We start from the raw sequence: 19,667 nt of genomic DNA, 5'->3' as shown, positions 1-19,667 counted from the left end.
GGCTTCCTGTTTCACTTCTCCCGCAGGAGTCTTCATCCCTCCACTGCAAACAACAGAAGTCCATAAAATTTTTACGCAGCCTTCTGTTAAAACGTAACGCCTATTTGATCAAATGGCCAATACCTGAGATCTACTTTTCCTACAACCTGATCAATTGATACAAAGCCAAACTCACGGCTATCACGGCTACCTAATCGATTATCACCTAAAACAAAGATATGACCTTCCGGTACTGTTTCACTCCCCGTAAGTTCAAGTAACGTAAAATTACCTGTTAAGTGAACACCAAAAGCTTCTTTACGATATTTTTCTAAATAGGGTTCGTTATATTTCTTATCATTTATAAAAAGAATATCATCACGATATTCGATTTCGTCTCCTGGTAACCCAATAATTCTCTTTACATAATCCTCTTTTTGATTCGCATGAAAGACAATCACATCAAATCGATGTAAATCTCCAATTTGATAACCAATTTTATTGACTACAAGTTTGTTTCCATCTTGGAGAGTGGGCATCATTGAGCCTCCCTCCACTACATAATTGGAAAAAAAGAACGTGCGAATAAATACAAAAATGATGGTCCCAATCGCAAATGCCTTCAGCCATTCGATACCCTCTTGTTTTATTTCTTCTTTCATTCACATCACACTTTCAACTCATTTTTTTACGATAGGATTACTACTTTCTCTAATGCAGTAAATTCTTTCGTCAGCCTTCCTGTCCTCCCCGCTCCTTTTCTGCCCCTTTATTAATCTTTACTTCAATTCTCTTTCCAACATACCATAGAATAAAAATAACGACACCCAAAATAGCTGTTCTAAATGGCTTTGTCAAAAGGGAATGGATATCATGTCCAATAAAACTAACCGTAAAAATCATGACAAACTTCCCAGTCATGACTGCCAACATATATTGTTTTTTACTTATTTGAGATAGCCCTGCAACAATATTGACCAAAGCCGATGGTGTAAATGGAAAACATAAAAGCAGAAACAAAGGACCAAATCCATGGCGTTCAACCCAATGCATTAATTTTTGTACTTGTCTATGTTTCGTTAAAAAATGTAACGCTCGTTGCCTTCCATATTTACGTACAATCCAAAAGACAAGCAAGGCTCCTACACATGCTCCAATCCAAGAAAAAATAAATCCAAGCCATAGCCCAAACGCATTGGCATTTGCCATGACAAATAAAAATAAAGGCAAAAATGGCAAAAAAGCCTCCAGCATTGGCAAAATAATCCCTGGGATTGGACCAAACGAACGATATTCCTGGATCAACTTCATCAAATTTTCTAGAGTTATCCATTCTTTTAACATTTCAAAGTCCATTCATGATTTCTCCTACACTTTTATAAAGCATTTTTACCAAATTCATACCCACCTATTTTTATGCTTAATCCCCAAAATTGACTAGCATCATTATTTATCCAAAAATGTTCTAATCGCTTCCTGGTTTGCTTCAAGGTCAACCCGTAACACTTCACCCACGCCACTAATTCTTTGTGGTTCATATTCACCGTCAACGGGAATCCGAAGAGTTTCGATATTTCGATTATCTTCTGACAAATAATCTTTTCCTATATATATAATATCTGATGTATTCAAGTTCGTATTCACAAATGGTTTCACAACACCTACTAATTTAGGCAATTTCGTTAACGTTTGAAAAGAAGCAAATTGAGATGCCACTTCTTTTAGCGCTTTTTGTTGTCGTTCCACCCGATTAAAGTCCCCCATTGCATCATGGCGGAAGCGAACATATCCTAATAAATGTTCTCCATCAAGCCTTTGCACGCCCGGTTCTAACGTTACCCCTATATAGGCTGACATCGCCTTTTCTACCTCAATTTCTACCCCATCTGGAAATGCTTCATCTATTAAATGAACAAACCCTTCAAAATCAATAATGGCATAGTATTGAACATCCACATCAAAATTTTCCTTAATCGTCTTACGGAGTAATTCCGGTCCCCCCAGCGCAAACGCTGTATTAATTTTATTCTTCCCATGTTCCGGAATATCTACATAGGTATCTCGCATAATTGAAATCAATTTATATGAATGATTTTCGGGATGATACTGTGCAATCATAATCGTATCGGATCTTGCATTTTTTTCTCCCCTTGAATCGCTCCCAATCAATAACACATTCGTACCGCCATATTGATCCTGTTTTCCATTAAATTCGTATTCAATTTGATCAATATTTGCTTCATCCATTGTCTTTTTGATCCCCTGTATGTATTGAATAAAAATATATCCAAATGCAAGAAGGATCAGAAAAAAGAAAATCAAAACGGTTTTTCGCAATCTTCTCTTTTTCTTCCTTTTCAACCTTTTTCTTTCCTGATTTTTTTCATACCTCATGGCACAAGTCCCCTGACCTAATAAATAATGATATGCTTTTAGTACTTTCTATTTTACCTTAAAAAGGTTGTACCTGCGAATGAATACTAGCGATTTCTAGGTTATTTTTAAAGACCATTTTCTGTTAATCTTAATTGTTGAATTCCATTTCAGGCACTTTGCTTTCCGTACAACAACACCTAAGCCACCCTGTTATTTTGTATCTACAGTCGCCTGCCTATTTTGTTTCTCCCGCAGGATGGTCTGTACCTTCCAGCTAATCAACAGTTGTCTAAAATTAACATCACCCATTAACACAGCCCATTAGTAAAGAATTAAGTCGAATCTTTAGCATGTATTAAACGAGGTTGAAATTACGTGGCATTTCCTGTAAAATAACCATTAGAACATTTGTTCCCATTTTTTCAGGTAAGGAGGGTTTGAAAGATGACAAGAATTCCTGAGGGCGATCGAAATATCATGGAAAAAGCCATTTATTTACCAATGGTACTTACAATTTTGAATCGAGACCTTGAGATTGTTAACTGCAGTCCTTTCAAATTAAAGCAGCCATATTTAGAACTTATCGAAGAAACAATGAAAATCATTCAAAAAGAACTCAAAGAAGTCAAATATTATATGAGGCAACAAAAGTTAAAAGTCGAGCAAATTAGTCATGATGATGCTTTTACGGGCTTTCTTTTTTTGTATAAAGGCTATGAGGAACAACATAATTACTTTAATCCCCGAATCCGAAACAAAGTTCAGGAATTGCTCAGCTTTTATCTATACAAAAGATTTGCTTCTCCCTCAAAAATATAAGATTGTTTAAACTAAAATAAAAGTATAAGCATGGATATTTCCATGCTTATACTTTATATAATAATATAAAATAATAAATGCAAAAGATGGTGTAAACGCTTACTCTTTTTAGAAATCAAGATCACCATATGGAGATAGATTTTCAGATGCTTTCGAGTGATTATTGTAAACATACATTAATCGACGATTTTGGCTTGCGATCTTTTGTGAAAGTCTTGTCCGTAATAACGCAGTTCGCAACATTTGTTTTTCAAAGGAATAAACAGAAATGGGAATAACAATAGACTTATTATTTCTAAATGTCACATGTGTATGTGAGGAATCAGACTTTTTATATTCTTTAACATGTTCATGGGAAATCCATGCACATGGAGCTTTTGTAGGTGAATTTGTTGGAAAAAAATAGACTAAATTTGTGGAATCGATTGTAATCGGAACTTTATGGGTGATTCCAACTAAATGCCGGCAGCCATCACGCCTACCTTCATAACTAGCCCCAAATGCCTTGCACGCCTTTTTAATTAAATCCAGAGGTTTAAACGGTACGAAAAACTCTTCATCAAGCTGATATACTTTTGAATAAAGCTTACCTTCTCCAAACTCAATGGGCAAAATAGCAACTGTCAGGGGATTTATTTCAAAGTCCATATTAAATTCTTTTTCATTCATATATTTCATCTCCTTTAGGAATCAAATTCAGGTACTATCATAACAAATAACCCCCATATTTACTTCAAAAATAAGACTTTATTTCTAGTAAAAAATAACGAATTACTATTTTGTTCACAAATATGATAAATGCATTATTTTCTAAAAATTTGTAAAATTCAGTTGAATAATAATCGATAATTCCATATAATATAAAGAAAACTCACATTAAGATGAGTTGGAAGAAATCGAGGTGAAAAGAATGAAAGACCATCCTAACACTGAGCTCATGAAATCCAATGTTTTGAAACAAAAAAAGTTAAAAGAGGGTTATATGCTTGATTTGTACATTGACATGTTTTTAGCGGAAATTATTTTGAAGCATGAAAGAGAAAAGTTGTTAAACAAGATTGATCTTGCTATCGATGAGCGTAATCAGAATCACTTTATGGAATTGTCAAATCAATATAAAGAATTGAACAAACGTTTTGGGACTTAGAAAAAAGGAGTTCAATTTCTCAATTTCCCCTCACAATACTCTCCTTTTTTCCATCATTCATGAAGCGCAACTTTTAACTGTGTGTACCAATTTCCAAAAAAGGGCTATCTCACACTTGAGACAGCCCTTTCCCATTCATCAATGAAAACATTTAATCTCTTTGCTTTATCTCATAGTCCTCTAGCCTTGAGATTCGCTCTAACATCGTTGGATGACCATAGCGGAAAAACTTCACTAAAAATGGTGGGTTCACTTGGCTAAGACCAGCTCGGGTTAATTCTTGAAAAGTCGTGATTCCTGCTTCCGTATTCTTTGTTAACTCAATCGCATACCGGTCTGCCCTTGTTTCTTGATATCTTGAAATCGTATTTTCGATTGGACTAGCGGCAAATGCCAACATCGACATGATGATTAATAAAAGTGGCAGTGAGCGTATGTCTGAAACCGAAGATATTTTAAGTGCCTCGCCAAACCTTCGCACGCAACTATTCATGAATCGATAAACAACATATAACCCTACTAAAGAAAACAACAAAGAGATACCTAGTCCAATATAAATATGTTTTTCAACATAGTGAGCCATTTCATGTGCCATAATAAATAAAATTTGATCGTCTGATAATTCATTTAGTGTTGTATCCCATAGAACGATTCTTGCATTTGAACCTATTCCTGTTACATACGCATTTAACGCATTGGTTTTATCAGCCATATTTACTTCAAATACATGGTCTGCTGGAATATCAGCCTCACTGGCCAGCTCCAAAATCTGTGCCTCTAATTCCTTATCTTTTAACGGATAAAAATCATTATAAAGTGGTGCAATCACAACTGGTTGTAAAAACAACATAAATAAGGTAAACGGAACCGATAGAAGCCATGCGTATAGCCACCAACGTTTTTCACTTTTCTTCATTAACCAATAAAGTACAGTAACAATGATGAATATCAACCCGTAATTGATCCAAAAATCAATAAGTCCATCTTTCATCCAAGAAGCAAATTCTTGTGTTGAAATATGATAGCTTTTGGAAAGCGTATAACTGATATAACTAATTGGTAATGTCGCAACAAATGAAAAAAGTGATAACCAAAATAAATAAACTGCCGTTTGTACCCATTTATAAGGTGATGTATTCTTTGACCATTTCTCAAAGGCCTTGGATAATCCAAACAATAAAATGAACAAATAAAAAAGCCACTCAAATGGCGTTGCCAAAAAGAATAATAAATTTCGGATTTGTGAGTACTCCTCCGTTAACATTAGCTCCCTTCCGTTCAAGAAGGTAGCGGGATCAGCATTTGTTCCTTGATATTCAAATGGCAGCGAAGAATCTGCAAAGTAAAATAAATACCAATAAAAAAATAAACTATAAAGTAAATAGGCTACTATTCCATAGAATCCAATCTTTCTTGCCACACGATTTCCCCCTTGTACACCCCTTTACTATAGTGTAATAGCAGGAAGAACAGATTAGAACAAAAAAAGGAGACGGAATCATAAGTATCCGTCTCTAAATTAACATCGCTCGATCACTACTCATTTGTTCTCCACGAATGCGTTGGAATTCCGCTAGGAGTTTTTCAATCGTTAATTGTTTCTTTTCCTCTCTATTCGCTTGAAAGATGATTTGTCCTTTGTCCATCATAATTAAGCGATTCCCTAAATCTAAAGCCTGTTGCATATTATGAGTAACCATTAAGGTAGTTAACTGGTTTTTTTGAACGATTTCCCTTGTCAGATTTGTTATTAATTCCGCACGTGATGGATCGAGGGCAGCTGTATGTTCATCGAGCAAAAGGATTTTGGGGTCCGTAAAGGTTGCCATTAACAGAGAGAGCGCCTGCCTTTCCCCTCCTGACAATAATCCAACTTTTGCTTCTAAACGATCCTCTAGCCCTAAGTTTAAAGTTTGTAATTTCTCTTTAAAATAGTCTCGTCTTTTCTTTGAAACCCCAACTCTAAGTCTTCTACTCTTTGTACGTGCATAGGCAATGGCTAAATTTTCTTCAATTGTCATCGTGGGGGCCGTACCAGCCATTGGATCTTGGAAAACACGACCGACTAACTGTGCTCGATTATGTTCTTTTACATTTGTAACATCTTTTCCATCAATGACAATCGAACCAATGTCAGTAAAGATTTTTCCAGAAATAATATTCATTAAAGTTGATTTACCAGCGCCATTACTTCCGATAATGGTGACAAAATCCCCTGGCTCTAATTCGAGTGTTATTTCCTGTAAGGCAATTTTTTCATCTGGTGTGCCTTCATTAAATACTTTATTAATTTGTTTTAATTGTAACAAAGGATTCACCTCGTTTTCTATTAAACTAAAGTCTTCGAATAATACTAAACAATTGCTGTTAAACGTCACTTATGCGCCAATTGTTTGATCATTCGCCATCGACTGAATTCGTTTCTTTTTCCTTAGTTTTTCTTTCCTACTGTCATTAATCTTTGGTAATACTAAAGCAATAATCACAATAACGGCTGTAATAAGCTTCATATCGCCTGTGTCTAAAAATTCAACACGAAGGGCTAAGGCAACAATGATCCGGTATAGAATAGAACCACCAATCACGGCTAACGTCGCTCTGACAATTGTTTTCGCTCCAAAAATTGCCTCACCAATTATTACTGAAGCTAAACCAATAACGATTAAACCGATTCCCATTCCGACATCACTGAATCCATTATACTGAGCAATAAGTGCACCCGAGAAAGCAACGAGGGCATTCGACAATCCCAACCCTATAATTTTCAAAAAGTCCGTATCAGCTGAAAAACTGCGGATCATCGTTTCATTATCACCTGTTGCGCGAATTGCCAAGCCAATATCTGTTCGAAGGAAATAATCTAACCCTTTTTTCACAATACAGACCAAAATTGCCATAATGATGAAAATACCCCACGTTTTTGGCAAAAAGGACCCAAGTCCAATCGCTGATAATACAGCGTTAATTCCATCATCAATTTTTAAGCTTTGCCAAAAAGCTGTAAGCTTCGTAATAACTGTTTCCTCTTGAAGCAAGGGAACATTGGGTTTCCCCATAATTCGTAAATTAATAGAATAAAGGGCAATCTGCATTAAGATCCCTGCTAAAAGAGCATTGATTTTACCTTTTGTATGAAGAAGTCCTGTTACACATCCTGCTACAAACCCAACCATTAGAGCTAGAAGAGTAGCAATAAAAGGATTCATACCTCCAACAATTAAGACCGCTGATAGAGCTGCACCCGTTACGAATGAACCATCAACCGTCATATCTGGAAAGTCTAAGATTCTAAAAGATAAGTAAACTCCTAAGGCCATCAGTGCATAAATAATCCCAGCCTCAAAAGAACCAAATATCGCGTTAAACATATTGTAACTCCTTTCATGAAAAGCGTAAGCGTTGCTTTAGCCCCGATAAAGAAAACTCTCCGACTGGCAAGCCTTTAGGCGAAGACAGAGGAGTAGTTGCACTTATGCCGGTACGGCCAAGCACAAGACGAGCCGTCAAGAAGATTGCTCTTTAATCTTCTTGACGGATTGAAAGAAATGTATAGGCGACTGCCCCCCGGAGCCGACACTAGACACGCTTGTGACCTCGAGGGGCTAGGCGCTGAAGCTAGACCACTATCCAGCCAAGAAAATTAAAACTATTCTTACAAATCTTCCCTTATATAGAATAATGGGGCTTCCATAAAAAGCAGGAGCCCCATTATCATAGGTTCATTTCATTATTCAATAAACTCTGCAATATCGTTCCATTCGTCTTTCAGTTCAATATTCATTGCCTCAGCGGCCTTCTTATTGATGACTAATTTTAAATTCTGTGGATATTGAGCTGGTAATTGGGATGGCTGTTTTTCACCTTTCAAGATTTGAGCAGCCATAATTCCTGCTTCATAGCCAATATCTTCATAGCTAAAGCCATATGCAGCAAAGCCACCACGATCAACGGAATCCAATTCACCAACGAATAAAGGCATATCTTTCTCTTCTGCAACCTGTACAACAGACTCTAAAGCAGAAACAACCGTATTATCTGTCACAATAAAAATGACATCCGCTTTCCCAACGAGTGATTCTGCTGCTTGTTTTACTTCAGCAGATGTAGCAACTGTTGATTCAACTGGCGCTTTCATGCCTAATTCCTCTGCAGCCTTTTTCATAATATCAACTTGAACAACTGAGTTTGGCTCTCCTGCACTATATACAGTACCGATTGTTGCATCTGGGAAGTTTTCATGAATAAATTTAACCGTATTAGGAATTGCTTCTGGATGCATATCAGCTGTACCTGTTACATTACCGCCTGGTTCCTCCATAGATTTTACAAGTTGCGTTTCAACTGGATCTGTAACAGAAGTAAAGACAATTGGAATTTCTTTCGTTGCATTTAATGCCGCTAATGCACTTGGAGTGGCATTTGCAAAAATTAAATCAACATTATCTCCAGCTAAATTAGATGCAATGGTTTGAACGGTTGTTTGATCTCCATTGGCATTTTGTTCATCATACTCTACTTTAAGCCCTTCTTCTTCTAATGCTTTCTTAAATCCATCTGTAGCAGCGTCTAGTGAAGGGTGTGTGACAAATTGAGAGATTCCTACTTTATATGTTTTTTCCCCTGAATCCCCAGCTTCTTCAGAACCGCCGTTACCACAAGCGCTTAGTAACAATGAACCTGCTAAACCCAAAGTTGCTAAACCTAAGAATTTTTTCTTTAACATTTTTATCCCCCTTTAATATATGTAACTTTTGTATTATTTTTACTACTTTTATACGTTTATGCTGTTATGCTTTTGTGTAGTAAATTATAATATTAAAATAATAATATTTCAATCTATTTTATTAATTTTTTGAAAAATTATTTCTTACTTATTTAGTAAATTACTATATTAACAACTTATCCTCTCTTTTTTCTTTTTAACCCACCATTTTAACTATGTCCATAATACTATAAATTCAAATAAATCGCACTATTCAAATTTAAATATTAATTGTAAAATAAACAACATTTATGGATTTGTCTCCCTTCCCTTTTATATCGTTTTAGAAAGATATACAATGTTAATGATCAAATATAGGCTGATACGTATTAAATGAAATGGAGGCCGTTATGATGCAAAATAGAATGGCAAATTTATCAAAGTGGATGAAGGAAAATCAAATTGATGTTTCTGTTATTACTTCTACGGAAAATGTGTTTTACTTAAGTGGTTTTTATAGCGATCCACACGAAAGACTACTCGGACTCGTTTTATTTCAAGAAGAAGAACCCTTCCTTGTCTGTCCTGCAATGGAAAAGGGTGATGCCAAACGCTCTGGTTGGGATTATGACATTATCGGTTATACAGATATTGAAAATCCTTGGGACCTTATACACAAAAAGATTAAAGCTAGAACAAATAAAATCACTAAAGTAGCGATTGAAAAAGAACATCTGAATGTGGAACGTTACGAAGCCCTTAACACCATGTTTCCAAACACTACATATGCCTCTGCTGAAGAAAAATTACAACAATTACGCATGATTAAGGACGATAAGGAAATGTCAATCTTACGTGAGGCATGTAAACTCGCTGACTACGCAGTGGAAGTCGGCTGTTCGGAAATCAGAGAAGGAAAAACAGAGCTTGAAATTGTAGCTGCGATTGAATTCGAATTAAAGAAAAAAGGAATTACAGACATGTCATTTGCAACAATGGTATTGACTGGAGCAAATGGAGCCTCACCACATGGAACTCCCGGAATGACAAAAATTCAGAAAGGCGACCTAGTATTATTTGACTTAGGGGTCATCGTCGATGGTTATTGCTCAGATATTACTCGTACTGTTGCTTTTGGTGATATTAATGACAAACAACAAGAAATATATGATACTGTGTTAAAAGCACAACTAGCGGCCATTGATGCCAGCAAATCAGGTGTTACTTGCTCTGAAGTTGATTTAACGGCTAGAAAGATTATTTCTGATGCTGGGTATGGTGAATATTTTCCACATCGACTTGGACATGGATTAGGCATTGGAGTTCATGAATATCCTTCACTAACTGAAACCAATTCATTAAAACTAGAACCTGGAATGGTTTATACAATTGAGCCAGGAATCTATGTCCCTAATGTAGCAGGAGTTCGGATTGAAGATGATGTTCTCGTAACCGAAAATGGCGTCGAAATCCTTACAAAATTCCCGAAAGAACTGCAAAAAATCTAAAACCAAACAAAAGGCAACACGGAAAATGACAAATTTTAAATATCATTTTCTGTGTTGCCTTTCTATAATGTTTTTAGAACGTTTTCAGCATCATGATAATCAAAGCCAAAAGCCTCTGCTACAGCTTTATATGTGATAACGCCGTTAAGTGTATGAAGACCTTTCCTGAGCACGTCATCATCAAGACATGCTTGTTTATACCCTTTGTTAGCAATTTGGAGTCCATAAGGAACTGTTACATTAGTTAAGGCAATGGTGGAAGTTCTCGGCACAGCTCCAGGCATATTTGCTACAGCATAATGAACAACCCCATGTTTCACATAGGTTGGCTGATCGTGGGTCGTTACACGGTCCGTTGTTTCAAATATGCCGCCCTGATCGATCGCAATATCAACAATAACTGAACCAGGATTCATCGTCTTAATCATTTCTTCCGTTACAAGTGTAGGTGCTTTGGCCCCTGGAATGAGCACAGCCCCTATTACAAGATCTGAGTCCCTTACCGCTTGGGCGATATTAAATGGATTAGAAGCTAATGTAGAGATTTGCGACCCGAAGAGGTCATCAAGTTGTCTTAGTCGTTCTGGATTCACATCAAGAATCGTAACTTTAGCTCCTAGACCAATTGCAATTTTTGCAGCATTTGTACCTGCAACACCACCACCAATAATCGTAACATTTCCTCTAGAAACACCGGGCACACCTGATAGAAGGATACCTTTACCACCATTTATTTTTTCTAAAAATTGTGCCCCTACTTGGGTAGCCATTCTTCCTGCAACTTCACTCATTGGTGTTAATAATGGCAAAGATTTGTTTGCGAGCTGAACGGTTTCATAAGCTAGGGCAACTACCTTTTTCGCAAGCAACGCTCTCGTAAGCTCTGGTTCTGCAGCGAGATGTAAATATGTAAATAGAATTAAACCTTCTCGCAGAAAAGCATATTCGCTAGGCAATGGCTCTTTCACCTTCATCACCATATCCATCGACCATACTTCTTGTGCTGTTTGCACAATGGATGCTCCAGCACGAACATATTCTTCATCAGGAAAAGAAGCACCATCCCCTGCTCCAGACTCCATATATACTTGATGTCCAGCTTTAACAAAACTCGTTACTCCTGATGGTGTTAAGGCAACCCGATTCTCATTATTTTTAATTTCCTTAGGAATTCCAATACGCATCGTGCAGAACCTCCAATCAGAATTTCCATCCCTCATTACTATTTTTACTGTATTCTCGGCAGTTTTATTACCTGACCAATATCAAATATTCCTTTAAATTTTATATATTTTCATGTTTTAAATAATCTTTTCAAAATATTTTCACAAATAAACTCGAAAAATGTTGTATAATAAAGATGTAGAAAAAGGAGGGGATTTTAATGACACTATCTTATAAAAAAATCCTAGTAGCCGTTGACGGTTCTAAAGAAGCAGAATGGGCTTTCAAGAAAGCGATTGCAGTAGCAAAAAGAAATAACGCAAAAATTGTCATTGCCCATATTATTGATACTCGTACATTTGCAACAGTAGAAGCGTATGATCGCACCATTGCAGAAAGAGCAGAACTATTTGCTAAAGAATTAATGGAGAATTATAAAAAAGAGGCGCATGATGCAGGTGTAGCTGATGTAGAATACGTCATTGATTATGGCTCTCCAAAAATCAAAATTCCAAAAGATATTGCTAAAAAACATGAAATCGATCTAATCATGTGTGGAGCCACAGGGTTAAATGCAGTTGAACGCTTCCTAATTGGTAGCGTTTCAGAACATATTACCCGTCATGCACGATGTGATGTATTGGTTGTCCGCAGTGACGATACAGACGAATAATAGCTTGACTACGTAAAAAAGCCACGTTACACTATGTAACGTGGCTTTTAATCTAAATGATTACGCTAGGCACTTTTTCGCTTTATCAATGGCGATTTTAATTTGTTCAAAGCCTGTCCCACCTGCACTGTTACGACGTGCTACTGCCGTTTTAGGTGCTAAAACCTCATATATATCCTCTTGGAATAAATCACTCGATTGTTTAAAGTCTTCCATCGATAAATCACTTAAATAACAATTCTTTTGAACACATTGTAGAACAAGTTTTCCAACGACTTCATGCGCTTCTCTAAATGGCATACCTTTGTTAGATAAATAATCTGCTAACTCCGTCGCGTTAGAAAAATCTTGCTTCGTTGCTTGTTCCATCGCACCTGTATTCACTTTCATGGTTGAAATCATACCAGCGAAAATCTTTAAAGAACCGGAAATGGTTTTAACAGAATCAAATAACCCCTCTTTATCCTCTTGCATGTCTTTGTTATAGGCAAGTGGTAGACCCTTAAGAACCGTTAATAATCCCATTAAATTCCCATATACTCGTCCTGTTTTCCCGCGAATCAATTCAGCCATATCTGGATTTTTCTTTTGTGGCATGATACTGCTACCAGTAGAAAAGCTATCGTCAAGCTCAATAAAACGAAATTCCTGACTAGACCAAAGAATAATCTCTTCACTTAAACGTGAAAGGTGCATCATTAAAATGGAACTATCAGAATGAAATTCCAGCATAAAATCACGGTCGCTAACAGCATCCAAACTATTCTCATAAATCCCTTCAAAACCTAAAAGCTGGGCACTATAATCACGATCTATTGGAAAAGTCGTTCCAGCTAATGCTCCTGCACCAAGTGGAGAGATGTTAATTCTCTTAAGACTTTCCGTAAAACGCTGCTTATCACGCTCTAACATCCAAAAATAAGCCATTAAATGATGGGCAAAAGAGATCGGCTGTGCTCTTTGTAAATGAGTATAACCTGGCATGATCGTTTCAATATGATTTTCTGCTTTTTCTAATAGTGCATGTTGTAATTCAGACACTAAATCAATGATCATGTTAACTTGTTCTCTTAAATATAAGTGAATATCAGTAGCAACTTGGTCATTACGACTTCTTCCTGTATGCAGCTTACCACCAACAGGTCCAATTAATTCGGTTAACTGGCTTTCGAGATTTAAGTGGATGTCTTCAAGTGCTACTGAATATTCGATCTCATCATTTAGTGCTTTAGCTTTTAAGGTTTCTAAACCGTTTTTGATCTGCTGCGCTTCTTCTTCTGTTAAAATACCTGTTTTGGCAAGCATCGTCACATGGGCGATGCTGCCAGTAATATCCTCTATTACTAATTCTTGGTCAAATGAAATGGAGGCTCCAAATTCATCGACCCATTCTTCTGCCGATTTTGTAAATCTTCCGCCCCAAAGCTTTTTCACACTTTCACCTTCTTGTTGTTTTGCACAATGCTTTGTACTTTAGTTGGAAGACCCCATAGCTTGATAAAGCCTACCGCTGCTGTATGATCAAATTCATCATCTGAAGTGTATGTCGCTAGGTTTTCATCATATAAGGAGTACTCTGACTTTCTTCCTTCCACAATCGCATGACCTTTGAATAATTTAACTCTTACTGTACCTGTAACAAACTCTTGAGTCTCTGCTAAAAATGCTTTTAATGCTGTTGTTAAAGGTGAGAACCATAGTCCTTCATAAATAATTTCCGTTAATTTTTTCTCAATCACTGGTTTGAAGTGTGCCACTTCTTTAACAAGCGTTAAGTCTTCTAATTCTTTATGTGCTTTAATTAATGTCATTGCTGCTGGACATTCATATACTTCTCTCGATTTAATTCCAACTAAACGATTTTCTACATGGTCAATTCTTCCGACTCCATGTTTTCCAGCAACAGCATTTACTTCTTGAATTAAGTTCGCTAATGTATAAGACTGTCCGTTCAATGTAACTGGTACACCTTTTTCAAAACCAATTTCAATAATATCTGGTGTATCAGGAGTATCTTCTAATTCAGCTGTTAATTCATATGCATCTTTTGGCGGTGTCGCCCATGGATCTTCTAAAATTCCACATTCATTTGCTCTTCCCCATAGGTTTTGGTCGATTGAATAGGGGCTATCTAAATTAATCGGAATCGGAATATTTTTTTGTTTTGCATATTCAATTTCTTCTTCCCTTGACCATGCCCATTCACGCACAGGTGCAAATACTTGTAATTCTGGATTTAATGCTTGGATTGAAACTTCAAAACGAACTTGGTCATTTCCTTTTCCCGTACATCCATGTGCAACTGCAACTGCTCCAACTTCCTCTGCCACTTCCACTAACTTTTTAGAAATTAATGGTCTTGAAAGTGCTGAAACCAGTGGATATTTACCTTCATATAAAGTGTGTGCTTGCAGGGAGACTAAAGCAAAGTCTTTTGCAAATTCTTCTTTAGCGTCAATCACATATGATTGAACAGCTCCAACCTGTAATGCCTTTTCTTTAATAAAATCTAAGTCTTTTCCTTCACCTACATCTAAACAGCAAGCAACTACATCATAACCTTGATCCTTTATCCAATTGATTGCTACTGATGTATCCAAACCTCCGGAATATGCAAGAACTACTTTTGGATTTGACATTTATATTTCCCCCTTGATATCATCAACGAATATTTATACATCTTTTTATATTTTTATTCATGTCTATGAATAACACTTTAACAACTTTTCTTATAAAATTCAAGTAGGAAAATAAATATTTTATATAAAAATATTCAAGAAAACTTTAATTGAGTTTGTCTATATAGAAGATAAGGGGTATTGTGTAGTAAAATATATGAAATACGAAGATAAAATGGAGGGAACATTTAATTGGAAAAGTATTTTCACCATAATGACCGTTTAGGAATACAACTTCCTAGCATAGATAAGGAATGGGATTCTTTACCTGAAGACGCTCGACAATCCATTTTACTTCACTGGGAAAGGATTCGAGGGATGATTCCTGATCGAATTCATGATCTAGAAAAATGCATAAATACAAAACAAGAACAACTTAATAACGAAGCTGATTTTGAACGCTCCTGTCAATTAAATAGTGAAATTGCAGACCTTGCTTCCACAATCAATGATTTATGGCTTTGGTTCAGAACTAAACAAGACGTTACAGAAAAAATGCATATGTAAATAAGAAATGTGGGATCATCTTGCCCAGCTCCGTATGAACTAAAAGTAACGCATGAATTTCCATGCGTTACTTTTTACTATAAATCTTTTTGAAGCTCTTTCACGACATGACCAAGTTCTGGAAGAATGAGTTTATTCATGGCAAGTTTTACAGCTCCAGATGATCCAGGTGTGGAAAATACTGCCTTATGTCCAATTACCCCTGCGACAGCTCGGGACATGATAGCAGATGAACCGATATCTTCTGTATAACTTAACATCCTAAATAACTCGCCAAATCCATCAATTTCCTTATCGAACAAAGACTTTACCGTTTCAATCGTTACATCTCTAAGGGCAATGCCTGTGCCTCCATTTGTTAAGACTGCATCAATATTAGGATCATAGCACCCTTTTAACACCGCTTCCTTAATGGGGGCCTTTTCATCCTTTACAATCACATAATCACTAATCGTATGACCCGCATTTTCTAACAGCTCAATCATTAGTATTCCACTTTTGTCACTATCCTTATCCCTTGTATCACTGACTGTGATCACTTTACATCGGACACTTTTTAGAGCTGTTTTTTTGTGCTCTTGTAAACTCATTGATTTCGACCTTCTTTCTCAATCAAATATCTCATTTGATAATATTTGTGTGCAAAGTCAGTTACTTTTCTTGTAAATTGATAGTTCGTCATAGCTCCTATTGCCATACTTACAAAAGGAATTCCTTGAATGTTTTTTTTCCGAAAGAGCACAATCGTTATTCCTTTAAAGAATTGCTTTAATAGCTGATCCAGCCAGGTTATATTCGCTAATTCTTCGTTACCCTCGTAAAAATACAAATTAGACCCTTGCTCGATTTCATTCATTAATTCTTCCCAAGCTCTACTTTGTAAGTGATGAGGATGAATGGCAGCATTGAACACTTTTAATGCAGTCATCATTTCAAAAGGTGTGTTTACCTCTACCCCGTAAGTGGCAGCTATAAGCTGGACCGCTCTTAAATTAATAACAGCCATTCCAGGGATATCTGCTCCTAATAAAAGCGTCCCACCTGTTCCTGAGATACCACCTTGTGCTAAAGAATACATTCGATGCCGTGAAATTTGTTGATCTGCTATGTATTGAAGTTGATCGATCGAAAGGCGTTTCATATCTTCTACTGATTGTATGTCTTCATCAAAAACTCTTCCATTTGCAATCACTCTTTTTTTAGCATCCATTTGTAATTCAGAACCCTGTATCATGGAATGAAGGTGAAATAACCAATTATCAAGATTAGAAATAATTTGTTCCCTCACCTTATTAGGTAATTGTTGAAAGGCATTTTCGATATACCGATCGTATATTTGTTGAAAATCATTTGCCTCAGCTTCATATAAACGTTCTTCCCAATCACGAATTTCCCGTAGCACTTTTTGTTCCCTTGGCGTCAAAGTCATCCTAATCCCCCTTCATTCAAAATAAATCGCTTATTTTGTAACAGTATACCACACTCTAAATAGAAATTTCTTTGTACGAAAAAAGACAAAGGAATGAACCTTTGTCTTTTCATAACTTACTTGGATTGTACAGATTCTTTATTGCTTAAACGAACAACGTCTCTTGCGATCATTACTTCTTCGTCTGTTGGAATGACCATTACTTTAACTGGTGAATGTGGGTAGCTAATAAAGCGTTCTTCCCCACGAAGTTCGTTAAGAGATGGATCCCAATAAACACCCATGAACTCAAGTCCATTTAATACACGAGCGCGAATCGTATCACTGTTTTCACCTATACCTGCTGTGAAAATAATCGCATCAACACCATACATACGTGCTGCATAAGAACCAATATATTTATGGATATGGCTAGCGAATACAGATAAAGCAAGCTCTGCTCTTTCATTTCCTTCTGATGCAGCTTGCTCAATATCACGTAAATCACTAGAGAATCCAGAAAGTGCAAGCATTCCACTCTTTTTGTTTAACACATCTAATACTTCGTCAGCGCTTTGGTTTGTTTTTTCCATGATATAAGGAAGTAACGCAGGATCAATATCCCCAGAACGTGTACCCATCGTTAATCCAGCAAGCGGGGTAAAGCCCATTGTTGTATCAATCGATTTTCCACCTTCAATTGCTGTAATACTTGCACCGTTTCCAAGGTGACAAGAAATTAGACGAAGTTGACTTAAAGGTCTGCCTAACATTTCAGCTGCACGCTCTGAAACATATTTATGTGAAGTTCCATGGAAACCATACTTACGAATACCATAATCTTTATAATACTCATATGGAAGGCTGTATACGTAAGAGCTTTTTGGCATTGTTTGGTGGAAAGCTGTATCAAAAACAGCAATTGCTGGAACGTTTGGTAATACATTTTTAAATGCTTTGATTCCTGTTATGTTAGCTGGATTATGCAATGGCGCAAGTTCAGAAAGTTCTTCAATTTTTTGAAGAACATCATCAGTAATTAAAACAGAATCCGCAAATGCTTCACCACCATGTACAACACGGTGACCAACCCCTTCAATCTCATCTAATGACTTAATGATGCCAAGATCTGTTAATTTACTTAATAAAAGCTTAACAGCAACGTCATGGCTTGGAATATCAGTTGTTTCTGATTTCTTTTCCCCATTTACTGTGATATTAAAAACAGCTTCATCTAATCCAATTCTTTCAATTAAACCTTTAGTAATAACTTGTTCGCTCGGCATTTCAAACAATTGGAACTTTAGAGATGAACTGCCGGCATTAATTGCAATAATTTTTGCCATTTTTGTAACGCTCCTTTATATAAATACTATAAATATTTATCCGTATTAATGAAAGGTTGAGGTCTTACCCATATAGTTTGCCCAGTTTTTATTCATTAATATCTCTCAATTTCTCATTTAACCACTGTCAGATTTTTTATTCAAGGTATTTGCCCAAAATTATACATTTTTCGACAAAAGAAAATGTATTCAGAATTTCAGAATAAATCTGACATACCGAATACATTGTATTCAATTTACTTATTTTCTTTAATCCAATGATCAATTTTAGTCACAATATTCTCTACTCCACCTGTATTGGAGAGTGAAGGCATGTTTACCAATAAAACTTGTTTAGGAGGTTTGATATCATCAGATTTTTTTTGTAGAATTAAGATACTTTTACCTGCATCTTTATTTTTAAACATGGATAATGGGAGTTGAATAACCCCTTGGATATAAACGTTCTTGTTTAGATATTCATGTAATTTTTTTGATTGTTCACTTTCAAAGAGGCTATTTGGAATGACAAAAAATAAATAACCACTTGGTTTTACATGACGGATACTTTGCTCAATAAACAGATGATGTGCGTATGTATGACCTTCATCTACTTTTAAATCATAATCTGCAGCTCTTACATCATTAGGATAGTAACCAACAGGTAAATCACTAATAACTGCATCAACTGGTTCAATAAAAAGCGGTTCTAAACTATCTTGATTGAAAAATTGGATCGGGTGTTCCTGTAAGTTGGCACTGATATAAGCCAATTTAATTAAAAGGTCATCAATCTCAACACCGATCCCCTCAACCGTTTTTTCAGGTTCCTGATTAATCGCAGCTGTCAATAAATTACCCGTTCCTACAGCTGGGTCTAATAATCGATAATTGTTATCCTTGATGAATTTCTTTAATAAGTATCCAATTAACATCCCAATCGTATCAGGCGTCATTTGATGATTCGGTTGAACACTTTCCTTCATTCCTTTTAAAATCGCAAGTTGAAATGATTTACGAATCTCTTCTTTTGAAAATTTACCTAAATGTATACTTTCATACGATTTTTTTAACCTTTTCTTGGTTAATTCGCTTAATTCACCTTGTATAACGGATTGTTGAAAGAGGTTTTCCCCAGTTTCTGCTAGGGCTTCTAAATAAGTACAATTCATTTCTTCTTGTATTAATGTTGCTGTTTCGTTGACAACTGTAAATAATTCCTCAATCGGAGTAATTTTCACTTTTATTCCTCCTGCATTTTGTTTCGTTACCAATTTTACCTTATGTAAGTATTGTTGAAAAGTTAAATGTGGATCGTCATAAAGGAGTTTAATGGGGATATAGCATTGAATCATGAACATAAATAGAAAGCGGGATATCC

Annotated in this window: 20 protein-coding genes; 5 read left to right on the top strand and 15 right to left on the bottom strand. The window is 36.1% G+C overall.

The window, feature by feature from the left end; translation table 11 throughout:
• Window positions 1–86: 86 nt before the first annotated feature.
• The 3 genes from lepB to Q5760_RS06200 form a co-directional block, all read right to left on the bottom strand.
• Window positions 87–641: a signal peptidase I gene (gene lepB, locus Q5760_RS06210; RefSeq protein WP_428911335.1), complete on the bottom strand. Its 555-nt coding sequence runs from the start codon at window positions 639–641 to the stop codon at window positions 87–89.
• A gap of 70 nt (window positions 642–711) precedes the next feature.
• Window positions 712–1,335, bottom strand: a complete 624-nt coding sequence (locus Q5760_RS06205; protein WP_428911334.1) for a TVP38/TMEM64 family protein — start codon at window positions 1,333–1,335, stop codon at window positions 712–714.
• 90 nt (window positions 1,336–1,425) lie between these two features.
• Entirely contained in the window at window positions 1,426–2,373 is a 948-nt protein-coding gene (locus Q5760_RS06200; RefSeq protein WP_428911333.1) for an LCP family protein, read from the bottom strand.
• Window positions 2,374–2,799: 426 nt separating this feature from the next.
• Here Q5760_RS06200 and Q5760_RS06195 point away from each other — a divergent pair, with 426 nt between their 5' ends.
• The gene (locus Q5760_RS06195; protein ID WP_428911332.1) at window positions 2,800–3,174 is read left to right on the top strand and encodes a hypothetical protein; all 375 of its coding nucleotides are present in this window, start codon (window positions 2,800–2,802) and stop codon (window positions 3,172–3,174) included.
• Between the two features lie 108 nt (window positions 3,175–3,282).
• Here Q5760_RS06195 and Q5760_RS06190 read toward each other — a convergent pair whose 3' ends face one another.
• Window positions 3,283–3,843, bottom strand: coding sequence for a competence protein ComK (locus tag Q5760_RS06190; RefSeq protein ID WP_428911331.1), 561 nt, complete (start codon window positions 3,841–3,843; stop codon window positions 3,283–3,285).
• 241 nt (window positions 3,844–4,084) lie between these two features.
• Here Q5760_RS06190 and Q5760_RS06185 point away from each other — a divergent pair, with 241 nt between their 5' ends.
• Complete coding sequence (locus Q5760_RS06185) at window positions 4,085–4,321, top strand: IDEAL domain-containing protein (protein WP_428912507.1); 237 nt, start codon at window positions 4,085–4,087, stop codon at window positions 4,319–4,321.
• 151 nt (window positions 4,322–4,472) lie between these two features.
• On the opposite strand, the gene Q5760_RS06180 is transcribed toward Q5760_RS06185, so the two are convergent.
• The 4 genes from Q5760_RS06180 to Q5760_RS06165 all read right to left on the bottom strand — a co-directional run bounded on the left by Q5760_RS06180 (window position 4,473) and on the right by Q5760_RS06165 (window position 9,044).
• The gene (locus Q5760_RS06180) at window positions 4,473–5,741 is read right to left on the bottom strand and encodes a M48 family metallopeptidase (RefSeq protein ID WP_428911330.1); all 1,269 of its coding nucleotides are present in this window, start codon (window positions 5,739–5,741) and stop codon (window positions 4,473–4,475) included.
• Between the two features lie 94 nt (window positions 5,742–5,835).
• Entirely contained in the window at window positions 5,836–6,630 is a 795-nt protein-coding gene (locus tag Q5760_RS06175; protein WP_428912506.1) for an ABC transporter ATP-binding protein, read from the bottom strand.
• A 69-nt stretch (window positions 6,631–6,699) separates the two neighbouring features.
• A complete protein-coding gene (locus Q5760_RS06170) occupies window positions 6,700–7,689 on the bottom strand; it encodes an ABC transporter permease (protein ID WP_428911329.1) in 990 nt (329 codons plus the stop codon).
• Window positions 7,690–8,048: 359 nt separating this feature from the next.
• Window positions 8,049–9,044, bottom strand: coding sequence for an ABC transporter substrate-binding protein (locus tag Q5760_RS06165; RefSeq protein ID WP_428911328.1), 996 nt, complete (start codon window positions 9,042–9,044; stop codon window positions 8,049–8,051).
• A gap of 392 nt (window positions 9,045–9,436) precedes the next feature.
• Between Q5760_RS06165 and Q5760_RS06160 the strand changes: the two genes are divergently transcribed.
• Entirely contained in the window at window positions 9,437–10,531 is a 1,095-nt protein-coding gene (locus Q5760_RS06160; protein ID WP_428911327.1) for a M24 family metallopeptidase, read from the top strand.
• A gap of 62 nt (window positions 10,532–10,593) precedes the next feature.
• Here Q5760_RS06160 and ald read toward each other — a convergent pair whose 3' ends face one another.
• Window positions 10,594–11,715 carry an alanine dehydrogenase gene (gene ald / locus Q5760_RS06155; RefSeq protein ID WP_428911326.1) on the bottom strand — a complete coding sequence of 374 codons (1,122 nt, stop codon included), beginning with the start codon at window positions 11,713–11,715 and terminating at the stop codon, window positions 10,594–10,596.
• A 200-nt stretch (window positions 11,716–11,915) separates the two neighbouring features.
• Here ald and Q5760_RS06150 point away from each other — a divergent pair, with 200 nt between their 5' ends.
• On the top strand, window positions 11,916–12,368 hold the full coding sequence (locus Q5760_RS06150) for a universal stress protein (RefSeq protein WP_428911325.1): 453 nt from the start codon (window positions 11,916–11,918) through the stop codon (window positions 12,366–12,368).
• A 60-nt stretch (window positions 12,369–12,428) separates the two neighbouring features.
• Here Q5760_RS06150 and argH read toward each other — a convergent pair whose 3' ends face one another.
• Window positions 12,429–13,802: an argininosuccinate lyase gene (gene argH / locus Q5760_RS06145; RefSeq protein WP_428911324.1), complete on the bottom strand. Its 1,374-nt coding sequence runs from the start codon at window positions 13,800–13,802 to the stop codon at window positions 12,429–12,431.
• Window positions 13,799–15,007: an argininosuccinate synthase gene (locus Q5760_RS06140; protein ID WP_428911323.1), complete on the bottom strand. Its 1,209-nt coding sequence runs from the start codon at window positions 15,005–15,007 to the stop codon at window positions 13,799–13,801. The genes argH and Q5760_RS06140 overlap by 4 nt, the downstream gene beginning before the upstream one ends.
• 231 nt (window positions 15,008–15,238) lie before the next feature.
• Between Q5760_RS06140 and Q5760_RS06135 the strand changes: the two genes are divergently transcribed.
• Complete coding sequence (locus Q5760_RS06135; protein ID WP_428911322.1) at window positions 15,239–15,553, top strand: hypothetical protein; 315 nt, start codon at window positions 15,239–15,241, stop codon at window positions 15,551–15,553.
• Between the two features lie 77 nt (window positions 15,554–15,630).
• Here the strand turns inward: Q5760_RS06135 and Q5760_RS06130 are convergent, their stop codons facing one another.
• The 4 genes from Q5760_RS06130 to Q5760_RS06115 form a co-directional block, all read right to left on the bottom strand.
• Window positions 15,631–16,143 (bottom strand): MogA/MoaB family molybdenum cofactor biosynthesis protein, encoded by a 513-nt coding sequence (locus Q5760_RS06130; protein WP_428911321.1) that lies wholly within the window; start codon window positions 16,141–16,143, stop codon window positions 15,631–15,633.
• A complete protein-coding gene (locus tag Q5760_RS06125; RefSeq protein WP_428911320.1) occupies window positions 16,140–16,982 on the bottom strand; it encodes an EcsC family protein in 843 nt (280 codons plus the stop codon). The genes Q5760_RS06130 and Q5760_RS06125 overlap by 4 nt, the downstream gene beginning before the upstream one ends.
• Before the next feature lie 116 nt (window positions 16,983–17,098).
• The gene (locus Q5760_RS06120) at window positions 17,099–18,307 is read right to left on the bottom strand and encodes an acetate kinase (RefSeq protein ID WP_428911319.1); all 1,209 of its coding nucleotides are present in this window, start codon (window positions 18,305–18,307) and stop codon (window positions 17,099–17,101) included.
• A gap of 236 nt (window positions 18,308–18,543) precedes the next feature.
• Window positions 18,544–19,527 carry a class I SAM-dependent methyltransferase gene (locus Q5760_RS06115; protein WP_428911318.1) on the bottom strand — a complete coding sequence of 328 codons (984 nt, stop codon included), beginning with the start codon at window positions 19,525–19,527 and terminating at the stop codon, window positions 18,544–18,546.
• Between the last annotated feature and the right edge of the window lie 140 nt (window positions 19,528–19,667).

Source organism: Niallia sp. Kr1 (genome assembly GCF_050389805.1).
In the GTDB taxonomy this organism is placed as follows: Bacteria; Bacillota; Bacilli; order Bacillales; family Cytobacillaceae; genus Bacillus_BD.
The sequence above is the reverse complement of the archived record's forward strand: the minus strand, read 5'-3'. Positions and strand labels throughout refer to the sequence as shown.